We start from the raw sequence: 23932 nt of genomic DNA, 5'->3' as shown, positions 1-23932 counted from the left end.
GGGTTTACTGAATAACGGCTCTTTTTCGTAACTAAGCAACATAAGAGAGAGCTTTTTGTGATGTCCATTAGAATTCCCTATGTAAGGAATGAAAAAAAATTACAAAAAGTGCTTTCTGAGCTGCTCAAAAAAGAGTAAAGTTATTCTCGTAGGGTACAGAGGTAAGATGTTCTATCTTTCAGACCTTTTACTTCACGTAATCGGATTTGGCTGAATATTTTAGCCGCCCCAGTCAGTAATGACTGGGGCGTTTTTTATTGTGCGAAAGAAAAGTTTTGTACATGCTGTAGGCCGGATAAGACGCGCAGCGGCGCCATCCGGCAATACGGTGGGTTATTCCCCGTCCTGCATCTCTTCAACCGGTGCCAGTTCACTAAACCAGCTATCCAGTTTTTGCCGCAGTTTGTCCACACCCAGCTTTTTCAGCGATGAAAATGCTTCTACCTGCACATCACCGTTAAATGCCAGTACGGCTTCGCGTACCATATTCAACTGCGCTTTGCGTGCACCGCTGGCCAGCTTATCTGCTTTAGTCAGCAGTACCAGAACCTGAACGTTGCTCTCAACCGCCCACAGGATCATCTGTTGATCGAGATCTTTTAACGGGTGACGAATATCCATCAGTACCACCAGACCTTGCAGGCTCTGACGTTTTTCCAGATATTCAGCCAGCGCGCGCTGCCATTTACGCTTCATCTCTTCTGGAACTTCGGCATAACCGTATCCTGGCAAATCGACCAGGCGTTTGCCGTCAACGACTTCAAACAGGTTGATGAGCTGAGTACGACCTGGCGTTTTAGATGTACGCGCCAGACCCTTTTGATTCGTCAGGGTATTTAGCGCACTGGATTTGCCTGCGTTGGAACGGCCAGCAAAAGCCACTTCTATACCCGTGTCGGAAGGTAAGTGGCGAATATCAGGCGCACTCATCACAAAGTGCGTCTGTTGATAATTCAAGTTAGTCAAAGCAGTCCTCTCCATCAATCAGGGCTTTGCAGCGATTATACCTGAACCCCAGCAAAAGGCTGGTTTTTCGACGAGTGGGCTGTGTGAGTAAAAACCACGCGCTTTGTGAGACATTGCCGACAGTTTCTATACGAGATGACAGAGTAAAAAATGACAGAAATAAAATAAATCATAGAGTTACATTTGGGCGCTATTCTTAAAATCAGAAATTGTTACCCAGGTTACTTGTACGTTTAAACCAAAACGGTAAAGTAGCATCCATAGCGAGGAAGCTGACAGGATAGACGACTCAGGATGAGGGTCAGGAGCGCCAGGAGGCGAAGACACAGGATTGTCAGGAAGACAAACGTCCGGAGACGTTAGTAAAAGGAAATGGAAACAACACGGAATGTTAGAGGCTAAGGGAAAAACAGGGTGTGTTGATAGCCAACAGGGATTGTAGAGCCCGTAAGGGTTGAGAGTCAGGAAAAAAGGCGACAGATTACTCTGTCGCCTTTTTTCTTTATTTCTGCTAGATTCCGGCGCAATTATATACTGAATAAAACAGCCAAAGACGAATCATGATGAAACCAACTTCTACACCACGCGGTAAAGGTCCTGCAAAAGCGCGTCGTAAAACACGCGAAGAAATTAACCAGGAAGCTCGCGACCGTAAGCGCCAGAAAAAACACCGTGGTCATGCGGCAGGTAGCCGTGCGTCCGGTAGCGAAGGCGCATCTGGTGGCGGAAACCAAAATAAGCAAAAAGATCCTCGTATTGGCAGCAAAACCCCCATTCCATTGGGCGTGACCGAAAAAGTCACCAAACAGCACAAACCGAAGAGTGAGAAACCTATGCTTTCACCACAGGCTGAGTTGGATTTACTGGAAACGGATGAGCGCCTGGATGCGCTGCTGGAGCGTCTTGAAGCAGGAGAGACCCTGAGCGCGGAAGATCAGTCCTGGGTTGATGCCAAGCTGGACCGCATTGATGAGCTGATGCAAAAGCTGGGTCTTTCTTACGATGACGAGGAAGAAGAGGAAGAAGAAGAAGAAAAGCAGGAAGACATGATGCGCCTGCTGAAAGGCGGTAACTAACGGTTTTACACCGTGGGTCTTCCCGTCCTGCTTATAACCCTTCCGGTTATATGTTATCTGGTGTGGTTATTCGTTAAACTACAGCGGTTGTCGCGGCGACAGAAGTGGCTGCGCAACCGACTTATCACCCGTACTGGGGTTAAGTCGGTACGCCGTACCCGCCAGAGACGCCATCGGAAGGAGTGAGCATGTCAGAGCAGTTAATAGACTGGGACCTGGCCCTGATCCAGAAATATAACTATTCCGGGCCACGATATACCTCGTACCCGACCGCGCTGGAGTTTTCTGAAGACTACGGCACTGAAGCATTTCTAAAGGCCGTGGCGCGTTATCCTGAGCGTCCTCTCTCGCTGTACGTTCACATCCCGTTCTGCCACAAGCTGTGTTATTTCTGTGGCTGTAACAAGGTCGTGACTCGCCAGCAGCATAAAGCCGATCAATACCTCGATGTCTTAGAACAAGAAATTATTCATCGCGCACCGCTGTTTGCCGGACGTCATGTCAGTCAGTTGCACTGGGGCGGCGGCACGCCAACGTATCTGAATAAAGCGCAAATCAGCCGTTTGATGTCGCTGCTGCGTGGCAACTTTAACTTTAACGACGACGCCGAAATCTCGATCGAAGTGGATCCGCGTGAAATTGAGCTGGATGTGCTCGATCATTTACGCGCTGAAGGTTTTAACCGCCTGAGCATGGGGGTGCAGGACTTCAATAAAGAAGTTCAGCGCCTGGTGAACCGTGAGCAGGATGAGGAGTTTATCTTTGCGCTGCTGAATCATGCGCGTGAGATTGGCTTTACCTCAACGAATATCGATCTGATTTATGGTTTGCCAAAACAGACGCCGGAAAGTTTCGCCTTTACCCTGAAACGCGTTGCTGAGCTGAATCCAGACCGACTGAGCGTCTTCAACTACGCGCACCTGCCGACGCTGTTTGCCGCTCAGCGCAAGATTAAAGACGCCGACCTGCCCAGCGCGCAGCAGAAGCTGGATATCCTGCAGGAAACCATTTCTTCACTGACCGAAACCGGTTATCAGTTCATTGGTATGGATCACTTTGCTCGGCCGGATGATGAGCTGGCGATTGCTCAACGCAAGGGTGTGCTGCATCGTAATTTCCAGGGTTATACCACCCAGGGTGATACAGATCTGCTGGGAATGGGCGTGTCAGCCATTAGTATGATTGGTGACAACTATGCGCAGAACCAGAAAGAGCTGAAGCGCTATTATCAGCAGGTAGACGAGCAGGGGGACGCACTGTGGCGCGGAATTGCCCTGACCCGCGATGACTGCATTCGTCGTGATGTTATTAAGCTCCTGATCTGTAACTTCCGCCTCGACTATGCCGCTGTGGAACAGCAATGGGCTCTGAACTTCGCTGACTATTTTGCCGAAGACCTGAAACTGCTGGCACCGCTGGCGAAAGATGGGCTGGTGGATGTGGATGAGAAGGGGATTCAGGTTACGCCGAAGGGGCGCCTGTTGATCCGTAATATTTGCATGTGCTTTGATGCCTATCTGCGGCAGAAAGCACGCATGCAGCAGTTCTCCCGCGTCATTTAACCGGGTTACCCGGTGGCGCTACGCTTACCGGGCCTACACGTCGCAATAATCTGTAGGCCGGATAAGCGTTAGCGCCATCCGGCGCGCCTTCAGCTGAACAGCCCAACCAGCGCCGCACACAGCACTGCGGCAACCGCAGTTTGTGGCGTATGGCTTTCGACCGCACCGCTCGACAGTAGATTAATCATTGATTCCAGCATGATGACTTCCCCCGTTTGCCGGGCACGATCATACTTAACTCATCGGAACAGTAAAGCGCAAAATAGCAGCAATTTGCGCTCAATTATCAATCTTTACACAGTGACGAATCGTCACTCCATTCCGAGTTCTTTTAACTTACGCGTCAAGGTATTACGGCCCCAGCCAAGCAGGCGTGCGGCTTCCTGTTTGTGCCCCTGGGTATGACGTAGCGCGGTGGTCAACAGCGTGCGCTCCATTTCCGGTTGAGCCTCAGAAAGCAGGTTTTGATGACCGGAACGCAAGGCCCGGTCTGCCCACTGTGCCAACAGGGTTGCCCAGCTGTCTGGCTGCATATGGGACGGTGCGTCAGGCACGGTGGTTTCAAACAGCTCGGCTGGTAAGTCCTGAATCAGTACTTCCTGCCCGGCCGCCATGACGGTTAACCAGCGGCAGGTGTTCTCAAGCTGACGCACGTTACCCGGCCAGGCCAAACGGGTCAGCGCCGCCTCGGTCTCCGGGTGTAATTGTTTGGCTTCAACCCCCAGTTCGTGCGCGGCCTCCTGCAGGAAATGGCGCGCCAGACGTGGGATATCTTCCCGACGTTCACGCAGTGGCGGCAAATGCACGCGGATGACGTTCAGACGATGGAATAAGTCCTCGCGGAATTTGCCTTCCTGTACGCGTAGTTCCAGATTCTGGTGCGTGGCGGCGATAATACGTACGTCCACCTTCACGGGCGCATAGCCGCCAACGCGGTAAAACTGTCCATCGGCTAATACGCGCAATAAACGCGTTTGCACGTCCAGCGGCATATCGCCAATTTCATCGAGGAACAGCGTACCGCCGTCAGCCTGTTCAAAGCGCCCCTGACGAATGGTATTCGCCCCGGTAAACGCGCCTTTCTCGTGACCAAACAGCTCAGATTCGATCAAATCTTTTGGGATTGCCGCCATGTTCAGGGCGATAAACGGCGCTTTGACGCGCGGGCTATGACGGTGCAGCGCATGGGCGACCAGCTCTTTACCGGTCCCGGACTCCCCGTTAATCAATACGCTGATTGACGATCGGGACAGGCGGCCAATAATGCGAAAGACGTCCTGCATTGCCGGCGCTTCGCCGATGATGTCGGTTGTTGGGCCGTTGATCTGAACATTGCGCGGCTGCTGCTGTTCCTGATAATGGCTGATGGCACGTTCGACCAGCGCCACGGCTTCATCAATATCAAAAGGTTTGGGCAGATAATCAAACGCCCCTTGCTGATAGGCGCTGACGGCAGCATCCAGATCGGAGTGCGCGGTCATTATGATGACCGGAAGCATCGGATGCCGCTGTTTAATCTGTTTTAACAGCGTCAGACCGTCCATGCCCGGCATGCGAATATCCGACAACAGTACGTCAGGCGTTTTGCTGGCCAGCGCGTCCAGCACCTCTTTACCACTTTCAAATGTGGTACAGCTTAGCCCTGCCCCTGCGAGCGCACGTTCAAGCACCCAACGGATGGAACTATCGTCATCAACGACCCAGACTATTCCTCGTTGCATAAACGTCACCTTATTTCCTGATAGGCAGGTAAACCGAGAACTCGGTATGACCCGGCCAACTGGTAAATTCAATTTTGCCGGAATGTTGATCAATTAAATTGCGGGCGATGGATAATCCAAGCCCGGTACCGCCTTCGCGACCGCTGACCATTGGGTAGAACAGCGTGTCCTGCAAATGCGAGGGAATACCCGGACCGTTGTCCTCAACATCAATCCGTGCCGCCAGGCGATAACGTACGCCGTGCAGCGTGAGCTGAAACGCGGTGCGGGTACGCAGAATGATCTCACCGCCTTCCGCTCCCAGCGCCTGCAAAGCATTGCGCACGATGTTTAACAGAACCTGCTCGATCTGGTCCGGATCGTGCAGTAGTTCGGGCAGACTCGGGTCGTAATCACGAATCAGCGTGACGTTTTCCGGGAGCTCCATTGAGACCAGCGCCACCACGCGCTCCGCCACCTTGTGAATACTTTCAGTGACATGCATGCCAGGTTGTTGTGGTCCCAGCAGACGGTCGACCAGATTACGCAGGCGGTCGGCCTGCTCAATAATGACTTTGGTATATTCGGTCAGCGCCGGGTCCGGAAGCGCTTTGCTGAGTAGCTGCGCTGCGCCGCGTAATCCACCTAAAGGGTTCTTGATTTCGTGCGCCAGACCGCGCACCAGATCGCGGGCGGCAATCTGCTGGGCGTGCTGGAGCTGCTCCTGACTCAGACGGCGCTGGTTATCCATTGGCGCCATCTCCAGCAGGATAAGGCCATCAGGCAGCCTCTGAGCGGTCACTGAGAGGATATGTGAGTGGCTGTCTATCACCAGCGTCACTTCGTTATCCGTAAAGCCCTGGCCTGCTTCCAGGCTCTCTCGCATCAGTCCGATGTTTAAGGAGAAATAACTCAACAGATCGGGAAGCGGTGTACCAAACAGTTTGCGGGAGCTTTGGGCGAGCAGCTGCTGTGCCGCCGGGTTGGCGTAATGTACCGCCAGCTCATCGTCGACGAGCAAAATGCTGTTGATTAAAGAATTGAGGATCTGCCCAGCATCGGGCAGCGTGCCGGTTGCCATTCAGCAGTCTCCTGAAAAGTGTTGCACCAATTTAGTGCATTATAGCTTTTTACATCAAAAAAGCGCGAGAAAGCAGGTTGTTAGTGGAGAAAAAAGCCCATCCTGGGATGGGCTACAGATGACTGGCAAACGCAGATGCCGGATGGCGGCTTTGCTTTATCCGGCCTACAAGGTGATGTTACCGGTAGGCCTGATAAGCTTGCGCCATCAGGCGTCCTATCATTCGCCATCGATCTCAAGCCTGCCTGAGCAGGCTAAAAGTTCCACGGCAACTCAAACGATTAAACGCTGTAGTACAGCTCAAACTCTACCGGGTGCGGAGTCATACGCACACGGTCATCTTCTTCGCGACGCAGCGTAATGTACGCATCGATCGCTTCATTGGTGAACACGCCGCCTGCAGTCAGGAACTCACGGTCCAGATCCAGTTCTTTCAGTGCTTCTTCCAGAGAACCAGCAACCTGTGGGATCTCTTTCGCTTCTTCCGGCGGCAGGTCGTACAGGTTTTTGTCCATGGCTTCGCCCGGGTGGATCTTGTTCTTGATGCCGTCAAGACCAGCCATCAGCAGTGCTGCGAAGCACAGGTACGGGTTAGCAGCCGGGTCCGGGAAACGCACTTCAATACGACGCGCTTTCGGAGAAGCAACAACCGGAATACGGATAGAAGCAGAACGGTTACGGGCAGAGTAAGCCAGCATTACCGGCGCTTCGTAGCCTGGGACCAGACGCTTATAGGAGTTGGTGGTCGGGTTAGCCAGGGCGTTGATCGCTTTAGCGTGCTTGATTACACCGCCGATGTAGAACAGCGCCTGCTCAGACAGACCCGCATATTTGTCGCCAGAGAACAGGTTTACGCCGTTCTTGGACAGGGACATGTGGCAGTGCATACCGGAACCGTTATCACCGAACATCGGTTTTGGCATAAAGGTCGCGGTTTTACCGAAACGGTGCGCAACGTTGTGCACGACGTATTTGTAGATCTGAATTTCGTCCGCTTTTTTGGTCATGGTGTTAAAGCGGGTCGCGATTTCGTTCTGGCCAGCGGTCGCCACTTCGTGGTGATGCGCTTCAACAACCAGGCCCATCTCTTCCATGATCAGACACATGGTAGAACGGATGTCCTGAGAAGAATCTACCGGAGGAACCGGGAAGTAACCGCCTTTCACACCAGGACGGTGACCTTTGTTACCACCTTCGTATTTGGTGGAGGAGTTCCATGCGCCTTCGATGTCATCGATTGCCACGTGGGAACCGGAAATAGACGCGCCGAAACGGATGTCGTCAAACAGGAAGAATTCTGGCTCTGGCCCGAACAGAACGGTGTCTGCGATGCCGGTAGAACGCAGATACTCTTCAGCGCGTTTTGCGATGGAGCGCGGGTCGCGGTCATAGCCCTGCAGTGTACCAGGTTCCAGGATATCGCAACGGATGATCAGGGTGGACTCTTCATAGAACGGGTCGATGAGTGCAGTAGACGCATCTGGCATCAGAACCATGTCTGATTCGTTAATGCCTTTCCAGCCACCGATTGAGGAGCCGTCAAACATTTTGCCTTCTTCAAAGAATTCGGCATTTACCTGATGAGCAGGAATAGTGACGTGCTGTTCTTTACCTTTGGTATCAGTGAAGCGCAAATCAACAAACTTCACTTCGTGTTCGTTCAGCATCGTCAAAACGTGTTCAGCGGACATACTTACTCTCCCGGATTGGTCATGGTCGTCGTGGTAACGAAGTCTTCAATTCTGCAAAAAATTGGCCGTGTCGCCGTAAAAAATATAAAGCGAAATCTGTGCCAACTTTTAAATTGCCCCTAAAAGGCGTTATCATGCGCACTATCGTGCAAAGGGGCTGCACCATGAAGGTTGTATTGCACCATTATAGTGCTTTAATGTGAACATTAAGCACCATATTGGTGCAAAGCATGTCAGATTACCCCTTTTAACGCTCCGTGAATGTGATCACAAAGAAACTCTGCAATACTTGTTTGCGGAGGATGTTTGTGATCCTGTTTTGTACTGCGATTAATCCGTGTACAATAACGCGCTATTTCTAAAATGCCTGAGGCAAAGTTGTGATCGAAAATTTGCGTAACATCGCCATCATCGCGCACGTAGACCATGGTAAAACGACCCTGGTAGACAAGCTGCTCCAACAATCCGGTACGTTCGATGCACGTGCTGAAACCCAAGAGCGCGTGATGGACTCCAACGATTTGGAGAAAGAGCGTGGGATTACCATCCTCGCTAAAAACACCGCTATCAAATGGAATGACTACCGCATCAACATCGTTGATACCCCGGGGCACGCCGACTTCGGTGGTGAAGTTGAACGTGTAATGTCCATGGTCGACTCCGTGCTGCTGGTGGTGGATGCAATGGATGGTCCGATGCCGCAGACGCGCTTCGTGACCAAAAAAGCCTTTGCCCATGGCCTTAAGCCAATTGTTGTTATCAACAAAGTTGACCGTCCTGGCGCGCGTCCTGACTGGGTTGTTGATCAGGTATTCGACCTGTTCGTTAACCTCGACGCTACCGACGAACAGCTGGACTTCCCGATCGTTTACGCTTCCGCGCTGAACGGTATCGCAGGTCTGGATCACGAAGATATGGCTGAAGACATGACTCCGCTGTATCAGACTATCGTTGATCGTGTACCGGCTCCGAACGTAGATCTTGATGGCCCGCTGCAGATGCAAATCTCTCAGCTGGACTACAACAACTACGTTGGCGTAATCGGTATCGGCCGCATTAAACGCGGTAAAGTTAAACCTAACCAGCAGATCACTATCATTGATAGCGAAGGCAAAACCCGTAACGGTAAAGTCGGTAAAGTTCTGACTCATCTGGGTCTGGAACGTATCGAGAGCGATATTGCCGAAGCCGGCGATATCATCGCGATCACCGGTCTGGGCGAACTGAACATCTCCGACACCATCTGCGATCCGCAGAACGTCGAAGCGCTGCCGGCTCTGTCCGTTGATGAACCGACCGTAACCATGTTCTTCTGCGTAAACACCTCTCCGTTCTGTGGTAAAGAAGGTAAATATGTTACCTCTCGTCAGATCCTTGACCGCCTGAACAAAGAGCTGGTGCACAACGTTGCGCTGCGCGTTGAAGAAACCGAAGATGCGGATGCGTTCCGCGTATCCGGTCGTGGTGAGCTGCACCTGTCTGTTCTGATTGAAAACATGCGTCGTGAAGGTTTCGAAATGGCGGTTTCCCGTCCGAAAGTTATCTTCCGCGAAATCGATGGCCGTAAACAAGAGCCGTTCGAAAACGTAACGCTGGACGTCGAAGAGCAGCATCAGGGTTCTGTCATGCAGGCTCTGGGTGAGCGTAAAGGCGACCTGAAAAACATGAATCCAGATGGCAAAGGCCGCGTACGTCTTGACTACGTGATCCCAAGCCGTGGTCTGATCGGCTTCCGTTCAGAATTCATGACCATGACTTCCGGTACCGGTCTGCTGTACTCCACCTTCAGCCACTACGACGATGTTCGTGCGGGTGATGTGGGTCAGCGTCAGAACGGCGTACTGATCTCCAACGGCCAGGGTAAAGCAGTTGCGTTCGCACTGTTCAGCCTGCAGGACCGCGGTAAGCTGTTCCTGGGTCACGGTGCTGAAGTTTACGAAGGCCAAATCATCGGTATTCACAGCCGCTCTAACGACCTGACTGTAAACTGCCTGACCGGTAAGAAACTGACCAACATGCGTGCGTCCGGTACTGACGAAGCAACGGTTCTGGTTCCGCCGGTTAAGATGACTCTGGAGCAGGCTCTGGAATTCATCGATGACGACGAACTGGTAGAAGTTACTCCAACCTCTATCCGTATTCGTAAGCGTCACCTGACTGAAAACGATCGTCGCCGTGCAATGCGTGGCGCGAAAGAAGAGTAATTAACGCTCTTTCTCAGGTAAGCATAAAAAAGCCGCTGATTATCAGCGGCTTTTTTTATCATCAGCAGTATCAGAAGAAATACTTTGCCCCAACACGAATCTGGTTTTGTTCGCGATGATAGGGTTCAACATTGCGATCTAACCAGCGTAATTCCAGGTAGGGCAACCAGTGTTCATTGATCCGATATTTAAAGGTATTGGTAATTTCCCAGTGATGATCTTTTCCGTTGCTGCTATTGAAGTCATTGACTCGCATAAAATAGTGCGGTTCAAAGGTATAGGAAAATTTATCAGTAATGGCAAAGTTCCAGTAGTTACCTATTTCATAGGTATCATTATTATCCAGGTCACCGTTCAGGTCGGTTGAACTGTAGTTATTATGATTATATCGATTACGCACGGTAAGATTAAACCATGGTGTAAATTTATAGTTAACATCCAGATAAACAGCGCCGCCAGAACCAATACTCTTATCGTTTATTAGCCCGCCAGGTTGGATTGTTAATTTATCTGTTGGTTTAAATAACGGATACCAGCCCTCTATTTCGTTATAGCCGTGTTTTAGCTCATCCTTGCGTTGCATCGTGTAGGTGTTGGTGAGCATGATGCCCGCACCCATATCAGAGTTATAGCCGACGCGCATCATGACCTCTATTTGATCGGACGCCAGGTTATATGCTTCGCGGTTTTCTACATAGGCTCCAGCGAAAGCAGAGGTTGATACCACAGAGGATAAGAAAATTATTGTCGTTAATTTTTTCATGATAAATCCATTTTTTAAGCGTAGGGAGGCCGCCATCCATTTGGATGGAATAGGCGGCTATTATTTTTATACGTTTACAGCAGAGGTATTCTTTTTATTGGTAATAGGGTCCGGTTGGATGTTGTTTTTCTTCCGTTGGCTGATTTCCTCAATAATAAAAGCAAAACGTGTTTCGTTGAGTTTATAAAAGAAGCCCATTGTGAGTGCTGCAATAATTGCAAGTCCGCAAGGCCAGAGAAAGATGAGTTGACGCAAACCGAGCAGGGTAGCATCGCTCTGGGCTATGTTGGGGATATAACCGATTTGTGTCAGCATAATCCCAGGCAGGAAGCCTGCGAGCGCCGCGGAAATTTTGCGCGAAAAGGTATAACCCGTATATACCGAGCCTTCCGCACGGATCCCCGTCTTCCATTCGCCATAATCGACCGTATCCGGAACCAGCGCCCAGTTCAGGCTGTTAACAAAAGCGGTTCCGAAGAAGGCCATGCAAGAAAACATCACGAATAAAAATGACGTGCTGCCCCAGAAAAAGTTCAGCACATCGCCGATTGCCCATAGCGCCAGACCGCCGAGGTAAACCTGTTTTTTACCGAAGCGTTTTACAGCTGTGGGAACCAGCAGTACCCCAACCAGAATGCATCCCATGCTGAAGAAACCCATCCACGACAGCAGATGTATATCGTTCAGCACGTACTGGGTGTAATACACCTGAATTGCCAGCTTAATGTTGAATGCCGCCAGCGTGCACAAGTTGGCAACACATAGCACCAGTAGTGGAGGGTTACGGAAAATGGCGCAGAACGATTTGAGAATACTGGGTTTATGGTGATCCGGCACGATTTCGATATAGCGTTCCTTCACACCGCTAAAGCACCACCACATACTGAACAATCCGCAGACAGAGAAGAGCAGTGCGGCAATCAGATACCCCAGCGAAGGCGAACTGACAAATAGCGCCTGAATCGGCATAAAGCCAACGGTACACAGTAACAGGCCTACGGTAGCGCCGCCCTGACGCCAGGCGGCGAGCTGAGCGCGTTCATGTGGATTTTTAGTAATTGCAGGCACCATCGCGCCGTAGGAACAGTTCATCAGGCTATAGAACAGGCCGAACAGCATGAACAACACCGTTGCCAGCCCCGTTTTCACTGTTAGCGTAAATCCTGTCGCTAAAAACTGTGCGCTGGCGACGACGGCGACAGGAAATGACGCATACAAAATAAAGGGTCTGAATTTCCCCTTTGCGCCAATATTACGCCTTGAGTCCAGCAACACGCCGGTCAGAATATCGGTGAAGGCGGTGAAGAACTTCGCCACCAAAAAGATAATCCCACCGTACCAGGCCGGCATCCCTAGTTCATCGGTATAAAATTTAAGCAGATACAGTGTGCCGATACACAGCATCAAATTTGAGCCGAAGTCACCCACTCCGTAGGCGAATTTTTCACGCAGGCTCAGTTTTAGCGTTAGCGGATCATGAAAAGACATAATCGCTCCTCAATAGCGCCCCGTAGAGCGCTATTCATTATTATTATCAAACGGTTTGTTTACGCGCTTCTATCTCTTCAACGATGCGGACATACATCTTCTCATTAAGGTTGTAGAAACAGCCCATAGCTACAATGGTGATCACCGCCAACGCGCAGGGATAAATAAAGATCAGCTGACGCAACCCTTCGATCGTACTGGCAGATTGCACCACGTTGGGGACGTAGCCGATTTGCGTCAGCATCCAGCCGGGGAAGAATCCTGCCAGCGCTTGTGACACTTTACGAAAGAAGGTGAAGCCGGTGTATACCGTTCCTTCCGAACGTACGCCGGTACGCCATTCGCCATATTCCACCGTGTCGGAGACCAGCGCCCAGTTCAGGCTGTTGACGAATGCTGAGCCGAAGAACGCCAGGCACGAGAAAGCGACAAAGCTGACGGAACCGCCGCCAAAGAAGTAGTTCAGCAGATCGCCCGCGACCCAAATCAACAAACCGCCGATGTAGACCTTTTTCTTGCCGAAACGTCTGACCATTCCCGGCATCAAGAAGACGCCGATGAAGATACAGCCCATGCTGAAAAAGCCCATCCAGGAAAGGAGGATCGGGTCGTTCAGTACGTACTGGGTGTAATAGACCTGAATCGCCAGCTTGACGTTAAACGCGCCAAGTGTGCAAAGGTTGGCAACGCACAGAATAAACAGCGGGCGATTACCTGCGATGGCGCGGAAGGATTGCAGCAATCCCGGTTTTTGCGCGGCATCAACGGGTTTCACCTCCACGTAGCGTTCTTTAACCCCGGCATAGCACAGCCACATAAACAGCAAGCCGAACAGAGAGAATAAGGTGGCAGCGAAGATATAGCCCAACTGTGAGTTGCCTTCGATCAGGTTCATTACTGGCACAAAACCGACGGTGCACAGCAGCAGGCCAAGAGTGGCTCCGCCCTGTCGCCAGGCAGCCAGCGAGGCGCGTTCGTCCGGGTTTTTGGTGATCGCGGGGACCATCGCACCGTAAGAGCAGTTCATCATACTGAAGAACAGTCCGTACAGCATAAACAGTACCGTTGCCATCACCGTTTTACCGGTGACTTCAAATGGTGTACCGACAAAGTTCGCAATCGCCAGCAGCGTCACTGGAAATGCGGCATACAGAACGAACGGGCGGAATTTGCCTTTCGGGCCGATTTTGCGGCGCGAGTCGAGCATAATCCCAGTCCCCATATCGGTAAACGCGGTAAAAAACTTGGCGATAAGGAAAATGATACCGCCATAAGTTCCAGGTAAACCAAGAACATCGGTATAAAACTTGAGTAAATAGAGCGTACCTATGTCCAGCAGGATATTGGAACCTAAATCACCCATCCCATAGGCGAGTTTTTCTTTGAACGGCAAGCGTAGGGTTGCCGGATTAGAAGAAGTCTGACTCATTATTATTCTCCATGTGCCCGTGAGTCTCCCCACGGGCGAGCCGTATTAGATGTTGCGTAAAGTGGCAAACAGTGACGCCCATTCACTCTTCGCGCGATAAAACACCGGAGGCTTGCCAATCGGCGCATCCACGGTAATTTCACCGCCCTGATAGGTTTCCCCGGTCCAGACATTTATCCAGCTATCTTCCGGCAGATACAGGGTCCAGTCGGACTTGCCTTGCTCGTGAACCGGCGCGACCAAAAGATCTTGTCCCAGCAGATACTGATATTTCAGGGTATAGGTACGCGCATCGTCTTCGTAATGCAGGAACAGCGGGCGCATCACCGGCAGACCGGTAGCGCTGTTTTGCGCGACGGCCTGTTTGAGATACGGTTTCAGGGTGGTAAACACGGCGGTCATTCGTGCAAAGTGGGCGATGGTTTCAGCATCACCATCAAACTGCCAGTTATCGCCTGGGCGGTTACCCTCGTGGGTACGCATCATCGGCGTGAAGGCGCTGAAGTCACACCAGCGCAGCAGCAGTTCTTTGCTGCGTTTCATGTCAAACAGGGTGGTGTAGCCGCCGATATCGCTGTGGTGCAGACCGTGACCGGTCATCGCCAGCGACAGCGCTGCAGGAACGACGGAAGCCAGACCGTCGTCAAGGCTCCAGTCCACGTTCTGATCGCCCGCCCACATCATGGTGGAGTATTTCTGGCTGCCGGTGTAACCCGCACGCATAAAGAACAGGATCTCGCCGAGTTTGCCGGTCTCCTGTAGCGCTTCGTAGTTACATTTCGCCCACAGTGCGGGCCAGGCGTTGTGCATGATCTCGGCGCTGACGCCGTTGTGCAGATACGTATCTGTCGGCAGGTATTCGCCAAAATCTGCCATCCAGCCGCCGCAGCCCAGTTCGATCATGTTTTTCTTGATGACCTCTTTGAACCAGTCGTAGGCTTCCGGGTTGGTCAGATCGACCACGCCGCCGTAAAACTCGCCAAACTCTACGAGGTAATCGCCGCCGGATGCATCTTTCGCCAGATAACCGTGTTTGGCCGCTTCGGCACAGAGATCTTTATCGCTGGCAACATACGGGTTGATGTAGGAGAGGAACTGCACGCCTTCTTCTTTCCATTGCTTAATACGGCTATCCAACTGCGGATAATTGTCGCTGTTCCACTTCCAGTTCCACATCACGCGCTTGCCAAAGGAGGTCATGCGGATCCCGGACCAGTCCTGCGCCCAGATGCCGTTTACTTTCACGCCTGCGTTACGCATGGTGTCCAGTTTGCTCTGGCAAACCTCAGTACCGCCCTGAATACCGAGCGTGACGCCATCGTAGATCCAGTCCGGCAGCTCCGGCTGGCGTCCTAACAGCGCAGTCAGTTTTTCCAGCAGAGAGATGTAGGTATCAGCGCACTCAAAGCGCAGGGTGGTTTTGTCCTCCCACAGCGCCAGTTCGTGATACTCCGGCGCGCTGAAGTCGAAATTCATATAGCAACTGTTATCAACGTGGCAGTAGTACTTCTGCGTGCTGACGAAGGTCGGCTGTGGGAAGAAGGTCCAGTAGTAGTCGCCACCGGCGTTCTCTTTACAGTCGGCTTGCCAGGTGACATAGCTGTTTTTGTTTCGGCCCACGCCCTGTTCACTGGTCCACAGCGGGAACGGCTTACCGCGTAAGTCGAAATAAGAGAACTGTTCGCCGCAGCCGTAAATATGATCGTCCGCCCTGGCGGCCAGACGCAGCCAGATGCGGTTATGGTTGAGATCGCCGTTGTGCAGATCCAGCTTCAGGCGACCCTGTTCATCGGTGGAAATATGCAGCGTGGCGTTGATGGTATCACCGCGGCTGAAATGCACCCGCCAGCCGTCTGGGGACTCGCTTACCGTGGCGCCAGTCAGAGCAATCTTCTCATTGAGCCTGTCTTTAATGCTGAAGTTGCCGCGAAACATGTCAATGTCGGCAACGCCAGCGCCGACCCACAGGCAGGGCGTTTCTGTGCTGTGGCGTAAAATCAGGCGCTGGTGGTACGTTAAAGCAAATCCATCAGGTAATGATGTGAGTTCTATGGCGGTTGACCGTTGTTGTAGCGAATTCATTGTCGTCTCCGTAAAAATAGGGTAATTCGGTAATTTGTCGGAAATCTGTTATTCACTGCCGATTAAAAAATGCATCTGATGTTGTTCTCCGGGCGCGAGATGAATCAGGCTAATTCCGGAGTTAAAGGCGTCTGGCGGGCAGGTCATCGGTTCAACCGCCAGGCCACGCCGTGCTAATTTTTCGCCGGTATACACTTGCAACCAGGGCTGGTGGCTGCGTAAAAAAGTGGACATGTTTTGCGATGGGCTGGTCATCCTGACTTCCCACTCAGCGTCAGGTGGCATAGTCCTGAACGTATGATCGATAGCGGTCTGCGCAATGCGTTGCGGCGTGGTGAAATATCGTTCATCACATGTTTCTTCAATCACCGGGAGTGTTAATTCACAGTCATCAATGGGTTGCAGATTGCAGGTCAAATAGGGATGTGCTCCCGCGCCATACGGCGCGATTTCATCACCCACATTCTGTGTGCGGATAAAAACGTGCAGTCCACGGGTTGCCTCCAGTCGGTAAATCACCTCTGAAACCAGCGCGAAGGGATAACCATAAGAAGACGGCAGAAAAATCGTCAGCGACACTTCCGATGCCGACTGCTGGTTAATCTGCCAGTCCCGCCAGGCCAGTAACCCATGAATGGCGGTATGTGAAACCGAGTCGTTAACGGCAAGCTGGTAATCCTTGCCGTTATAGTGATAGCTGCCGTCTACAACGCGGTTTGGCCAGGGGATTAACACTTTCCCCAAGTGTGCCAGTGGCATTTCTTCCGGTTTGTGGGGAATAACGATATGACGCCCACGGTGCGTCAATTCTGCTAGCCCAGCGCCAACCGTGACGATTTTCGCCTGGTAGTGTCCGGCCTGAAGATGAATGGTTTTTCCACCGCTATGCATGGCAGCCCACCTTGTTACTTATTTAGCGTTGATATCCAGCAGACCGGCGGCAACAGCCGGAGCAAGGCCCGGAGCCAGCGGCAGACGTGGGATCACCAGGCAGTGCAGCAGGTGATAAATATCCTGCTTGCCGTCCCAGACTTTGGTGGTCACCTTGTTATCGGTGTCCAGCTCCTGCCACCATGAACCGGTCTCGTAATCCATCAGGTAGGTGATGCAGTAATCCCACCATTTCTGGTACCAGGCTTCGTACTGGCTGTCGCCTGTGAGGGTGTACAGGGCGTAGGCGGTACCCATCGCTTCGACTATCGGCCAGCGCACTCTTTCGCGAACGATCGGTTTGCCGTCCCAATCCACCGAATAGACAAAACCGTCTGCGCCGTCCGGTGCCCAGGCGTCGCGGATAGTGGCGTGGAAAAGTCCTTTTGCATCTTCCAGCAGCCAGGCAGGAGGCGTTTCAAAGCGAGCTTCCAGCGCAGCATGCAGATGCAGCATCAGGCGGCCCCACTCGATCCAGTGACCCGGCGTGCCACCGTAGGCGCGGAAACGGTGAGCTGGGTTGTCCTTGTTGTAATCGCGGATTGGGTTCCACTGTGAATCGAAGTGTTCATTGACGCGGTACTCCCCGCTACGGGCCACGTCGTGAATAATCACCGAAGAGATACGCAGTGCGCGATCGAGCCATTTACGGTCATGAGTAACGTCATACACGATCAGGAAAGCCTCGACCGCGTGCATGTTAGCGTTGCCGCCGCGATAATCTTCTGTCTGGCTGAAGGCTTCGTCCCAGGACTCCAGGCACATTTGTTCGTCTTCGCTCCAGAAGTACTTCTCAATCACCTCGATGGCGTCATCCAGCAATTTTCTGGCCTGTGGATGACCGGTAGTGACCGCGCTTGCCGCGCCAAGTAAAACGAAGAAATGCTGATAACCCTGCTTGGAGGCATCCATCACGCCTTCGTCATTGACGCAGGCGTACCAACCGCCGTAGCGTGTGTCGCGTAGCGCGCCGTTCAGCGCCTTAATGCCGTGGTCTACGAGTTGATATGCACCTGGGCGACCCATGGAGGCGGCAACGGAATAGACGTGCAGCATGCGGGCGGTGATCCACAGATGCGTTCCCATATCCGCTCTGACCTGACCACTGTTTCCTAACCAACCAAACCCGGTGGGCACCGCCGCGTTCTTACCAAAGTTAAAGATGCGATCGGTTTCTTGTTCCAGCCAGCGGTTGTGGCTTAAGGTGTTAAACCATTTCATGCTTTGATCCTCTATTAGCGGCGGGCCATCATTTCGTCGACGATATCGCCCAGACGCTGCAACTTCGGTGCGGAAACATCACGCAGCATCAGTTCGGTATCCGGCAGACCCACGACGGATGACCAGACCGCACGCCCGGCCAGGAAGCCGGATGCGCCTGCGGTCATTGCTACGCTGACCGCGCGTGGGAACAGTTTTTCATCCACACCAGAGGAGAGAATGACCCACGGCATGTTGATGTTTTCATTCAGGCGCTGAGAGGCGCTAAGCAATTCCTGTTGGGTTCCTTTGCCGTACAGCGGCATTTCGACCTTGTAGAGATCGGCACCGCTGTCGCCCAGCTCTTTCGCGGCATCGATGATGGCCTGTTCACGGCAGAACTTATCGCCACGACGCGGTGGGCGAACAACCGGCTCGATGATGCTCAGCAGTCCATTGGAATGGCATAACTCATTAAATTCTTTCACCATATCAAGACGCTGTTGGGCATCTTCATCGCTACGCCACAGCACCAGCAATTTGAGAGCCTTGGCGCCATCTTGCTTCACAGCCTGCGGGTTGATTTTTTTATCAATCACTACGCTATCGACCGGAATTCCGTTACCCGGAATAAACTCATCAGCGGCCACAATCATGGCGCAGTTTTTGGCTACCGCGTTTTGCTCTACAACCTGGCGGTAGCAGAACTGCTGATCGACCAGAATGGCGGAGGCATAGGGGGACAGGATCTTTGCCGCATTGACTTTGAAATCGGTCAGCACGCTGTCATTGACCGGGGATTTTGCACCCGCAGCGGCAAACATTAAGCGCATGGCTTCGCGCTGATCGACCGCCAGCATGGCAAAACCGCCGGAAGCTCGGGTGATATCTTTCAGGGTGTACTTCGTCATTGTTCAGTCCTTACTTATCTGTGTGTTTATTTAGCCCGGCGGATGCGCGAACCTGTTCAAGAATGGCCGTCCAGTCTTCCCGGCCACGGCCAGCGGCGCGTGCCTGGTTATAGACTTCGCGGGAGGCGGCACCGAGCGGCATCGGCACATGTAGTTGGTTGGCAACGTCCAGCGCGATGCCAAGATCCTTGTGAGCTAAATCGATCATAAAAGCCGGGGAAAGATCGCCTTTCAGCACTTTGTTCGGCCAGGAGGTAGTGAAGTGGCCTTTCCCGGCGGGAGTGCCGCTCATGACTTGCAAGGCCACATCGAAGGAGAGGCCGAGCGCTTCGCACAACACGGCGGCTTCAGCAGACAAGGCGTTTAACGCGATGCTCATGTAGTTGTTGATGAGCTTGACGCGAATGCCCATACCGGGGCCGCCTGCGTTGATCAATTCATTACCCATCGCCATCAGAACCGGTGTGGCGCGTTCTACCTGCTGTGCCGTTCCACCTGCCAGCAGCAACAGCGTTCCTGCGATAGCGTGATCGGAGGTACGTCCAACCGGGCAATCCATCATGTCGAAGCCTTTGTCACGCATATCGGCGATCAGTTTGTCGGTTTGCAGTGGGTGAATAGTCGACATATCAATCACTAATGCCTGCGGGGAGAGGTTTTCGCAGATACCCTGCTCACCGAACAGTACGCTGCGCACCAGATCGCCGTTTGGCAGCATTGTGATGACAAATTCTGCCCCTTTTACTGCCTGAGCCGGGCTACTGGCAGGTTGAGCTCCTTTTTCCACCAGGCGCTGAACGGCATCCGGGTTAACGTCAAAGACGCTGAGTTGATGACCCTGCTTCAGCAAGTTGCTCGCCATGGGTGAACCCATCTGACCTAATCCGATAAATGCTATAACTGCCATAACGTTCTCCTGAGACGTGGATGTCATTTTTTGTCATTTAAGGTCGTTTGTTTTTGTCTGTTTTTGATCGTATTTGTAATTTATGGTCAAAAAATTGACAGCCGTCACTTTTTAAACATTTTGTGAAATTAAAATGATCCCATCTTGAAACGCCTAAGGAATGACCATGATTCGTATTGCTTGTGTAGGTATTGCCGTGATGGATCGCATCTATTACGTGGAAGGTTTACCGACCGAAGGAGGTAAGTATGTGGCGAAGCGTTATACGGAAGTGGGCGGCGGGCCTGCTGCAACGGCCGCAGTGGCTGCAGCGAAGCTGGGCGCGCAGGTGGACTTTGTTGGCCGTGTGGGCGATGACGACACCGGAAATAGCCTGCTGGCGGAGCTGGAATCCCTGGGGGTAAACACCCGTTACACCCGGCGCTATGCGGGGGCAAAGTCTTCGCAATCGGCAATTATGGTTGATGCGCAAGGAGAACGGATTATCGTTAACTATCCCAGCCCGGATTTACTGCCGGATGCTGCCTGGCTGAATGAGATCGATTTTTCCCAGTGGGATGTGGTGTTGGCGGATGTTCGCTGGCACGAAGGCGCCAGGCAGGCGTTCACGCTGGCGCGTCGGGCGGGAGTGATGACGGTACTGGATGGTGACGTCACGCCACAAGATATCAGTGAGCTGGTGGCGTTGAGCGATCATGCGGCGTTCTCTGAACCGGGTCTGGCGCGTTTAACCGGGATAAATGATTCTGAAGCTGGACTTAAACAAGCAAAAACGCTCACAAATGGTCATGTCTATGTGACACGAGGGAGCGAAGGCTGTGACTGGATAAAAAATAATACGTTGCAGCATCAATCTGGATTTAAAGTCGATGTTGTGGATACTACGGGAGCTGGGGATGTTTTCCACGGTGCGCTCGCATTCAGCCTGGCGGGTGGCGATGCTCCAGAAGAGGCCGTCAGGTTTGCCAGTGGGGTTGCTGCGTTAAAATGCACTCGCCCGGGAGGAAGGGCCGGAATCCCTGACTGTGATCAAACCCGATCTTTTCTGTCACTTTTTGTATAAAATGCCAGGGCAATGGTTTTTCGAGGAAATTTCATGAGTCTTACCGAACTGACCGGTAACCCGCGGCACGATCAGCTGTTGATGCTGATCAGCGAGCGCGGTTATATGAATATCGACGAGCTGGCGAGCCTGCTGGACGTGTCCACGCAAACTGTGCGTCGTGATATTCGTAAACTCAGCGAGCAGGGATTAATTACGCGTCATCATGGTGGCGCGGGCAGAGCCTCCAGCGTGGTGAATACGGCGTTTGAGCAGCGTGAAGTTTCCTGGACGGAAGAGAAGAAGGCCATCGCGGAAGCGGTGGCTGACTACATTCCCGATGGATCAACGGTGTTTATTACCATTGGCACCACCGTTGAGCAGGTGGCCCGCGCGCTGTTAAACCATAATCATTTGCGCATTATTACCAACAGCCTACGCGTGGCGCACATTCTGTATAACAACCCACGTTTTGAAGTTATGGTACCAGGTGGAACGTTACGCCCGCACAACAGCGGCATCATTGGCCCTTCTGCTTCAGCATTTGTGGCTGATTTTCGGGCCGACTACCTGGTTACCAGCGTTGGTGCGATCGAAAGTGATGGCGCACTGCTGGAGTTTGATGTCAATGAAGCCAGCGTAGTGAAAACGATGATGTCCCATTCAAGACACATTCTGCTGGCAGCGGATCATACGAAATATACGGCTTCTGCCGCGGTAGAAATTGGTAACGTGTCTCAGGTGACTGCGCTGTTTACTGATGAATACCCAGGTCCGGCATTGCACAATTTACTCCAGTCACAGCAGGTTGAAATTGTGCAGGTGAGTCCTTCACAGGATGATGCTCTGGCCGTGTAATTCTTCCCAATGATGGCCCGATAACTTCGCAGCCATCACTCTCGCATAGTCAAACTTCTCCTTTCCCGCTACAGTTATTCATCCACGGCGAATAAGGAGAAGGGCATGCTCTATATCTTTGATTTGGGTAATGTGATTGTCGATATTGACTTCAACCGCGTGTTGGGCACATGGAGCGATCTAAGTCGTGTACCGTTGGCTTCGCTAAAGCAAAGTTTCACCATGGGGGAGGCTTTTCACCAGCACGAGCGAGGTGAAATAACGGATGAAGCCTTTGCCGAGGCGCTATGTCATGAGATGGCGCTGCCGCTAAGTTACGAGCAGTTCTCTCACGGCTGGCAGGCCGTTTTTGTCGCCTTGCGCCCTGAGGTCATCGACATCATGCAAAAGCTGCGTGAGCAGGGGCATCGGGTGGTCGTCTTGTCGAATACCAACCGCCTGCACACCACGTTTTGGCCGGATGAATATCCCGAGATCCGTCAGGCTGCTGACCATATTTACCTTTCCCAGGAACTGGGCATGCGTAAACCGGAAGCGCGGATTTACCAGCACGTCCTGCAGTCTGAAGGTTTTTCTGCGCACGATGCGGTCTTTTTTGACGATAACGCCGATAATATTGAAGGGGCTAACCGGTTAGGGATCACCAGTATCCAGGTCGTCGATAAAAAGACCATTCCTGACTATTTCGCGACGTTGTTATGCTAAAAAATGTTCAGCAGCAAGCCAGGCATCATACGCGTCCTGTACGAGACTGGCTGAAGCTATTATGGCAGCGGATTGATGAGGACAACATGACGACGCTGGCAGGGAATCTTGCCTATGTTTCATTGCTCTCATTAGTGCCGCTTATTGCCGTCGTATTTGCGCTTTTCGCCGCATTTCCGATGTTTTCCGACGTCAGTGTCCAGTTACGTCATTTTATTTTCGCAAACTTTATCCCGGCGACGGGAGACGTCATTCAGCGTTATATCGAACAGTTTGTCGCCAACTCGAACAAAATGACGGCCGTTGGGGCATGCGGGCTGATTGTCACAGCGTTATTGTTGATGTACGCCATCGATAATGCGTTGAATACTATCTGGCGCAGTAAGCGTACTCGCCCTAAAGTTTACTCTTTCGCCGTCTACTGGATGATTTTAACGCTGGGGCCGCTGTTGGCGGGGGCCAGTCTGGCGATCAGCTCTTATCTGTTGTCATTGCGCTGGGCCAGCGATCTCAACACGGTGATTGATAACGTCCTGCGTATTTTCCCGCTGGTGCTTTCCTGGCTCTCGTTCTGGCTGCTTTACAGCATCGTACCGACTACGCGTGTACCCAACCGTGATGCGGTTATTGGTGCCTTTGTGGCTGCTGTGTTGTTCGAAGCCGGAAAGAAAGGATTTGCGCTCTATATCACGATGTTTCCGTCTTATCAGCTCATTTACGGTGTTCTGGCGGTGATCCCTATTTTATTTGTCTGGGTATACTGGACCTGGTGTATCGTCTTGCTAGGCGCGGAAATAACTGTCACTCTCGGGGAATACCGCAAACTTAAACAAGCCGCAAAAGAAGAAGAAGCAGAGCAACCATGATTGCATTAATTCAGCGCGTAACCCGTGCCAGCGTCACCGTGGAGGGTGAGGTGACGGGTGAAATTGGCCCAGGACTTTTGGTCCTGTTAGGTGTCGAAAGGGATGATGACGAACAGAAAGCGAATCGCCTGTGCGAGCGTGTACTCGGTTATCGAATCTTTAGCGATGCCGAAGGCAAAATGAACCTTAATGTGCAGCAATCAGGGGGGAGTGTACTGGTGGTTTCACAGTTTACGCTGGCGGCAGATACCGAGCGTGGCATGCGCCCGGGGTTTTCGAAAGGCGCAGCGCCCGAGCGTGCAGAAGCGCTGTATGAGTACTTTGTTGAGCGTTGCCGCCAACAGGAAATGAATACGCAAACTGGTCGATTCGCTGCGGATATGCAGGTTTCACTGGTTAATGATGGCCCGGTGACGTTCTGGTTACAAGTATGAACCAGCTACCGGTATGGCCGCGGACAACAAGAGAGAA

The 23932-nt window shown here is 52.2% G+C and carries 22 protein-coding genes and 1 pseudogene; 10 read left to right on the top strand and 13 right to left on the bottom strand.

Annotation, left to right across the window (positions count from 1 at the left end; all coding sequences use genetic code 11):
• Positions 1-166 precede the first annotated feature (166 nt).
• Positions 167-214 carry a small protein SpfP gene (gene spfP, locus SK39_RS27830; protein WP_071892919.1) on the top strand — a complete coding sequence of 16 codons (48 nt, stop codon included), beginning with the start codon at positions 167-169 and terminating at the stop codon, positions 212-214.
• A 119-nt stretch (positions 215-333) separates the two neighbouring features.
• Here spfP and yihA read toward each other — a convergent pair whose 3' ends face one another.
• Complete coding sequence (yihA, locus tag SK39_RS10920) at positions 334-966, bottom strand: ribosome biogenesis GTP-binding protein YihA/YsxC (RefSeq protein WP_003847926.1); 633 nt, start codon at positions 964-966, stop codon at positions 334-336.
• 209 nt (positions 967-1175) lie between these two features.
• Between yihA and SK39_RS27575 the strand changes: the two are divergent.
• The 3 genes and pseudogenes from SK39_RS27575 (at position 1176) to hemN (ending at position 3604) form a co-directional block, all read left to right on the top strand.
• Positions 1176-1361 (top strand): annotated as a pseudogene (locus tag SK39_RS27575) (hypothetical protein).
• Positions 1362-1526: 165 nt separating this feature from the next.
• The gene (gene yihI, locus SK39_RS10915) at positions 1527-2042 is read left to right on the top strand and encodes a Der GTPase-activating protein YihI (protein ID WP_016151253.1); all 516 of its coding nucleotides are present in this window, start codon (positions 1527-1529) and stop codon (positions 2040-2042) included.
• A gap of 188 nt (positions 2043-2230) precedes the next feature.
• Entirely contained in the window at positions 2231-3604 is a 1374-nt protein-coding gene (gene hemN, locus SK39_RS10910) for an oxygen-independent coproporphyrinogen III oxidase (RefSeq protein ID WP_003847923.1), read from the top strand.
• A gap of 89 nt (positions 3605-3693) precedes the next feature.
• Here the strand turns inward: hemN and SK39_RS27110 are convergent, their stop codons facing one another.
• From SK39_RS27110 to glnA, 4 genes are all read right to left on the bottom strand, one after another.
• Positions 3694-3804: a YshB family small membrane protein gene (locus SK39_RS27110; protein ID WP_003028631.1), complete on the bottom strand. Its 111-nt coding sequence runs from the start codon at positions 3802-3804 to the stop codon at positions 3694-3696.
• Between the two features lie 111 nt (positions 3805-3915).
• Positions 3916-5325, bottom strand: a complete 1410-nt coding sequence (glnG, locus tag SK39_RS10905; protein ID WP_003028633.1) for a nitrogen regulation protein NR(I) — start codon at positions 5323-5325, stop codon at positions 3916-3918.
• Positions 5326-5335: 10 nt separating this feature from the next.
• Positions 5336-6385 carry a nitrogen regulation protein NR(II) gene (gene glnL / locus SK39_RS10900; RefSeq protein ID WP_003028636.1) on the bottom strand — a complete coding sequence of 350 codons (1050 nt, stop codon included), beginning with the start codon at positions 6383-6385 and terminating at the stop codon, positions 5336-5338.
• 281 nt (positions 6386-6666) lie between these two features.
• Positions 6667-8076 (bottom strand): glutamate--ammonia ligase, encoded by a 1410-nt coding sequence (gene glnA, locus SK39_RS10895; protein WP_003028638.1) that lies wholly within the window; start codon positions 8074-8076, stop codon positions 6667-6669.
• Positions 8077-8456: 380 nt separating this feature from the next.
• Here glnA and typA point away from each other — a divergent pair, with 380 nt between their 5' ends.
• Positions 8457-10280: a ribosome-dependent GTPase TypA gene (gene typA / locus SK39_RS10890; RefSeq protein WP_003028641.1), complete on the top strand. Its 1824-nt coding sequence runs from the start codon at positions 8457-8459 to the stop codon at positions 10278-10280.
• Between the two features lie 70 nt (positions 10281-10350).
• Here the strand turns inward: typA and ompL are convergent, their stop codons facing one another.
• From ompL to yihU, 8 genes are all read right to left on the bottom strand, one after another.
• Entirely contained in the window at positions 10351-11043 is a 693-nt protein-coding gene (gene ompL / locus SK39_RS10885) for a porin OmpL (RefSeq protein WP_003028643.1), read from the bottom strand.
• Positions 11044-11109: 66 nt separating this feature from the next.
• Positions 11110-12531, bottom strand: a complete 1422-nt coding sequence (locus SK39_RS10880; RefSeq protein WP_003028645.1) for an MFS transporter — start codon at positions 12529-12531, stop codon at positions 11110-11112.
• A 46-nt stretch (positions 12532-12577) separates the two neighbouring features.
• A complete protein-coding gene (locus SK39_RS10875; RefSeq protein WP_048216997.1) occupies positions 12578-13960 on the bottom strand; it encodes an MFS transporter in 1383 nt (460 codons plus the stop codon).
• 45 nt (positions 13961-14005) lie between these two features.
• Entirely contained in the window at positions 14006-16042 is a 2037-nt protein-coding gene (locus SK39_RS10870) for an alpha-glucosidase (RefSeq protein ID WP_032938391.1), read from the bottom strand.
• Between the two features lie 48 nt (positions 16043-16090).
• Positions 16091-16933: an aldose-1-epimerase gene (locus SK39_RS10865; RefSeq protein WP_003847917.1), complete on the bottom strand. Its 843-nt coding sequence runs from the start codon at positions 16931-16933 to the stop codon at positions 16091-16093.
• 18 nt (positions 16934-16951) lie between these two features.
• The gene (gene yihS / locus SK39_RS10860) at positions 16952-18193 is read right to left on the bottom strand and encodes a sulfoquinovose isomerase (RefSeq protein WP_032938394.1); all 1242 of its coding nucleotides are present in this window, start codon (positions 18191-18193) and stop codon (positions 16952-16954) included.
• 14 nt (positions 18194-18207) lie between these two features.
• Positions 18208-19083, bottom strand: coding sequence for a sulfofructosephosphate aldolase (gene yihT, locus SK39_RS10855; protein WP_003847913.1), 876 nt, complete (start codon positions 19081-19083; stop codon positions 18208-18210).
• Between the two features lie 10 nt (positions 19084-19093).
• Positions 19094-19990 (bottom strand): sulfolactaldehyde 3-reductase, encoded by an 897-nt coding sequence (yihU, locus tag SK39_RS10850; protein ID WP_003847911.1) that lies wholly within the window; start codon positions 19988-19990, stop codon positions 19094-19096.
• Between the two features lie 166 nt (positions 19991-20156).
• Here yihU and SK39_RS10845 point away from each other — a divergent pair, with 166 nt between their 5' ends.
• The 5 genes from SK39_RS10845 (at position 20157) to dtd (ending at position 23895) form a co-directional block, all read left to right on the top strand.
• Positions 20157-21053 (top strand): sugar kinase, encoded by an 897-nt coding sequence (locus SK39_RS10845; protein WP_003847909.1) that lies wholly within the window; start codon positions 20157-20159, stop codon positions 21051-21053.
• Between the two features lie 33 nt (positions 21054-21086).
• Positions 21087-21890 (top strand): DeoR/GlpR family DNA-binding transcription regulator, encoded by an 804-nt coding sequence (locus SK39_RS10840; RefSeq protein ID WP_003847907.1) that lies wholly within the window; start codon positions 21087-21089, stop codon positions 21888-21890.
• A gap of 105 nt (positions 21891-21995) precedes the next feature.
• On the top strand, positions 21996-22595 hold the full coding sequence (gene yihX, locus SK39_RS10835; protein ID WP_003028663.1) for a glucose-1-phosphatase: 600 nt from the start codon (positions 21996-21998) through the stop codon (positions 22593-22595).
• Complete coding sequence (locus SK39_RS10830) at positions 22589-23461, top strand: virulence factor BrkB family protein (RefSeq protein WP_003028669.1); 873 nt, start codon at positions 22589-22591, stop codon at positions 23459-23461. Before yihX ends, SK39_RS10830 begins: the two co-directional genes overlap by 7 nt.
• Positions 23458-23895, top strand: a complete 438-nt coding sequence (gene dtd / locus SK39_RS10825) for a D-aminoacyl-tRNA deacylase (protein WP_003028671.1) — start codon at positions 23458-23460, stop codon at positions 23893-23895. Before SK39_RS10830 ends, dtd begins: the two co-directional genes overlap by 4 nt.
• Positions 23896-23932 lie beyond the last annotated feature (37 nt).

This window comes from Citrobacter sp. BIDMC107, from assembly GCF_001037575.1.
Taxonomy (GTDB): Bacteria; Pseudomonadota; Gammaproteobacteria; order Enterobacterales; family Enterobacteriaceae; genus Citrobacter; species Citrobacter freundii.
The sequence above is the reverse complement of the archived record's forward strand: the minus strand, read 5'-3'. Positions and strand labels throughout refer to the sequence as shown.

Excerpts from the sequence above, each read along its gene's own strand:
- SK39_RS10845 (WP_003847909.1), top strand. The coding sequence starts at position 20,157 with ATGATTCGTATTGCTTGTGTAGGTATTGCCGTGATGGATCGCATCTAT.
- SK39_RS10875 (WP_048216997.1), bottom strand. The coding sequence starts at position 13,960 with ATGAGTCAGACTTCTTCTAATCCGGCAACCCTACGCTTGCCGTTCAAA.
- SK39_RS10870 (WP_032938391.1), bottom strand. The coding sequence starts at position 16,042 with ATGAATTCGCTACAACAACGGTCAACCGCCATAGAACTCACATCATTA.
- dtd (WP_003028671.1), top strand. The coding sequence starts at position 23,458 with ATGATTGCATTAATTCAGCGCGTAACCCGTGCCAGCGTCACCGTGGAG.
- yihT (WP_003847913.1), bottom strand. The coding sequence starts at position 19,083 with ATGACGAAGTACACCCTGAAAGATATCACCCGAGCTTCCGGCGGTTTT.
- yihX (WP_003028663.1), top strand. The coding sequence starts at position 21,996 with ATGCTCTATATCTTTGATTTGGGTAATGTGATTGTCGATATTGACTTC.
- glnL (WP_003028636.1), bottom strand. The coding sequence starts at position 6,385 with ATGGCAACCGGCACGCTGCCCGATGCTGGGCAGATCCTCAATTCTTTA.
- yihU (WP_003847911.1), bottom strand. The coding sequence starts at position 19,990 with ATGGCAGTTATAGCATTTATCGGATTAGGTCAGATGGGTTCACCCATG.
- ompL (WP_003028643.1), bottom strand. The coding sequence starts at position 11,043 with ATGAAAAAATTAACGACAATAATTTTCTTATCCTCTGTGGTATCAACC.
- hemN (WP_003847923.1), top strand. The coding sequence starts at position 2,231 with ATGTCAGAGCAGTTAATAGACTGGGACCTGGCCCTGATCCAGAAATAT.
- yihI (WP_016151253.1), top strand. The coding sequence starts at position 1,527 with ATGATGAAACCAACTTCTACACCACGCGGTAAAGGTCCTGCAAAAGCG.
- SK39_RS10880 (WP_003028645.1), bottom strand. The coding sequence starts at position 12,531 with ATGTCTTTTCATGATCCGCTAACGCTAAAACTGAGCCTGCGTGAAAAA.
- glnG (WP_003028633.1), bottom strand. The coding sequence starts at position 5,325 with ATGCAACGAGGAATAGTCTGGGTCGTTGATGACGATAGTTCCATCCGT.
- SK39_RS27110 (WP_003028631.1), bottom strand. The coding sequence starts at position 3,804 with ATGCTGGAATCAATGATTAATCTACTGTCGAGCGGTGCGGTCGAAAGC.
- SK39_RS10830 (WP_003028669.1), top strand. The coding sequence starts at position 22,589 with ATGCTAAAAAATGTTCAGCAGCAAGCCAGGCATCATACGCGTCCTGTA.
- yihS (WP_032938394.1), bottom strand. The coding sequence starts at position 18,193 with ATGAAATGGTTTAACACCTTAAGCCACAACCGCTGGCTGGAACAAGAA.
- SK39_RS10865 (WP_003847917.1), bottom strand. The coding sequence starts at position 16,933 with ATGCATAGCGGTGGAAAAACCATTCATCTTCAGGCCGGACACTACCAG.
- SK39_RS10840 (WP_003847907.1), top strand. The coding sequence starts at position 21,087 with ATGAGTCTTACCGAACTGACCGGTAACCCGCGGCACGATCAGCTGTTG.
- glnA (WP_003028638.1), bottom strand. The coding sequence starts at position 8,076 with ATGTCCGCTGAACACGTTTTGACGATGCTGAACGAACACGAAGTGAAG.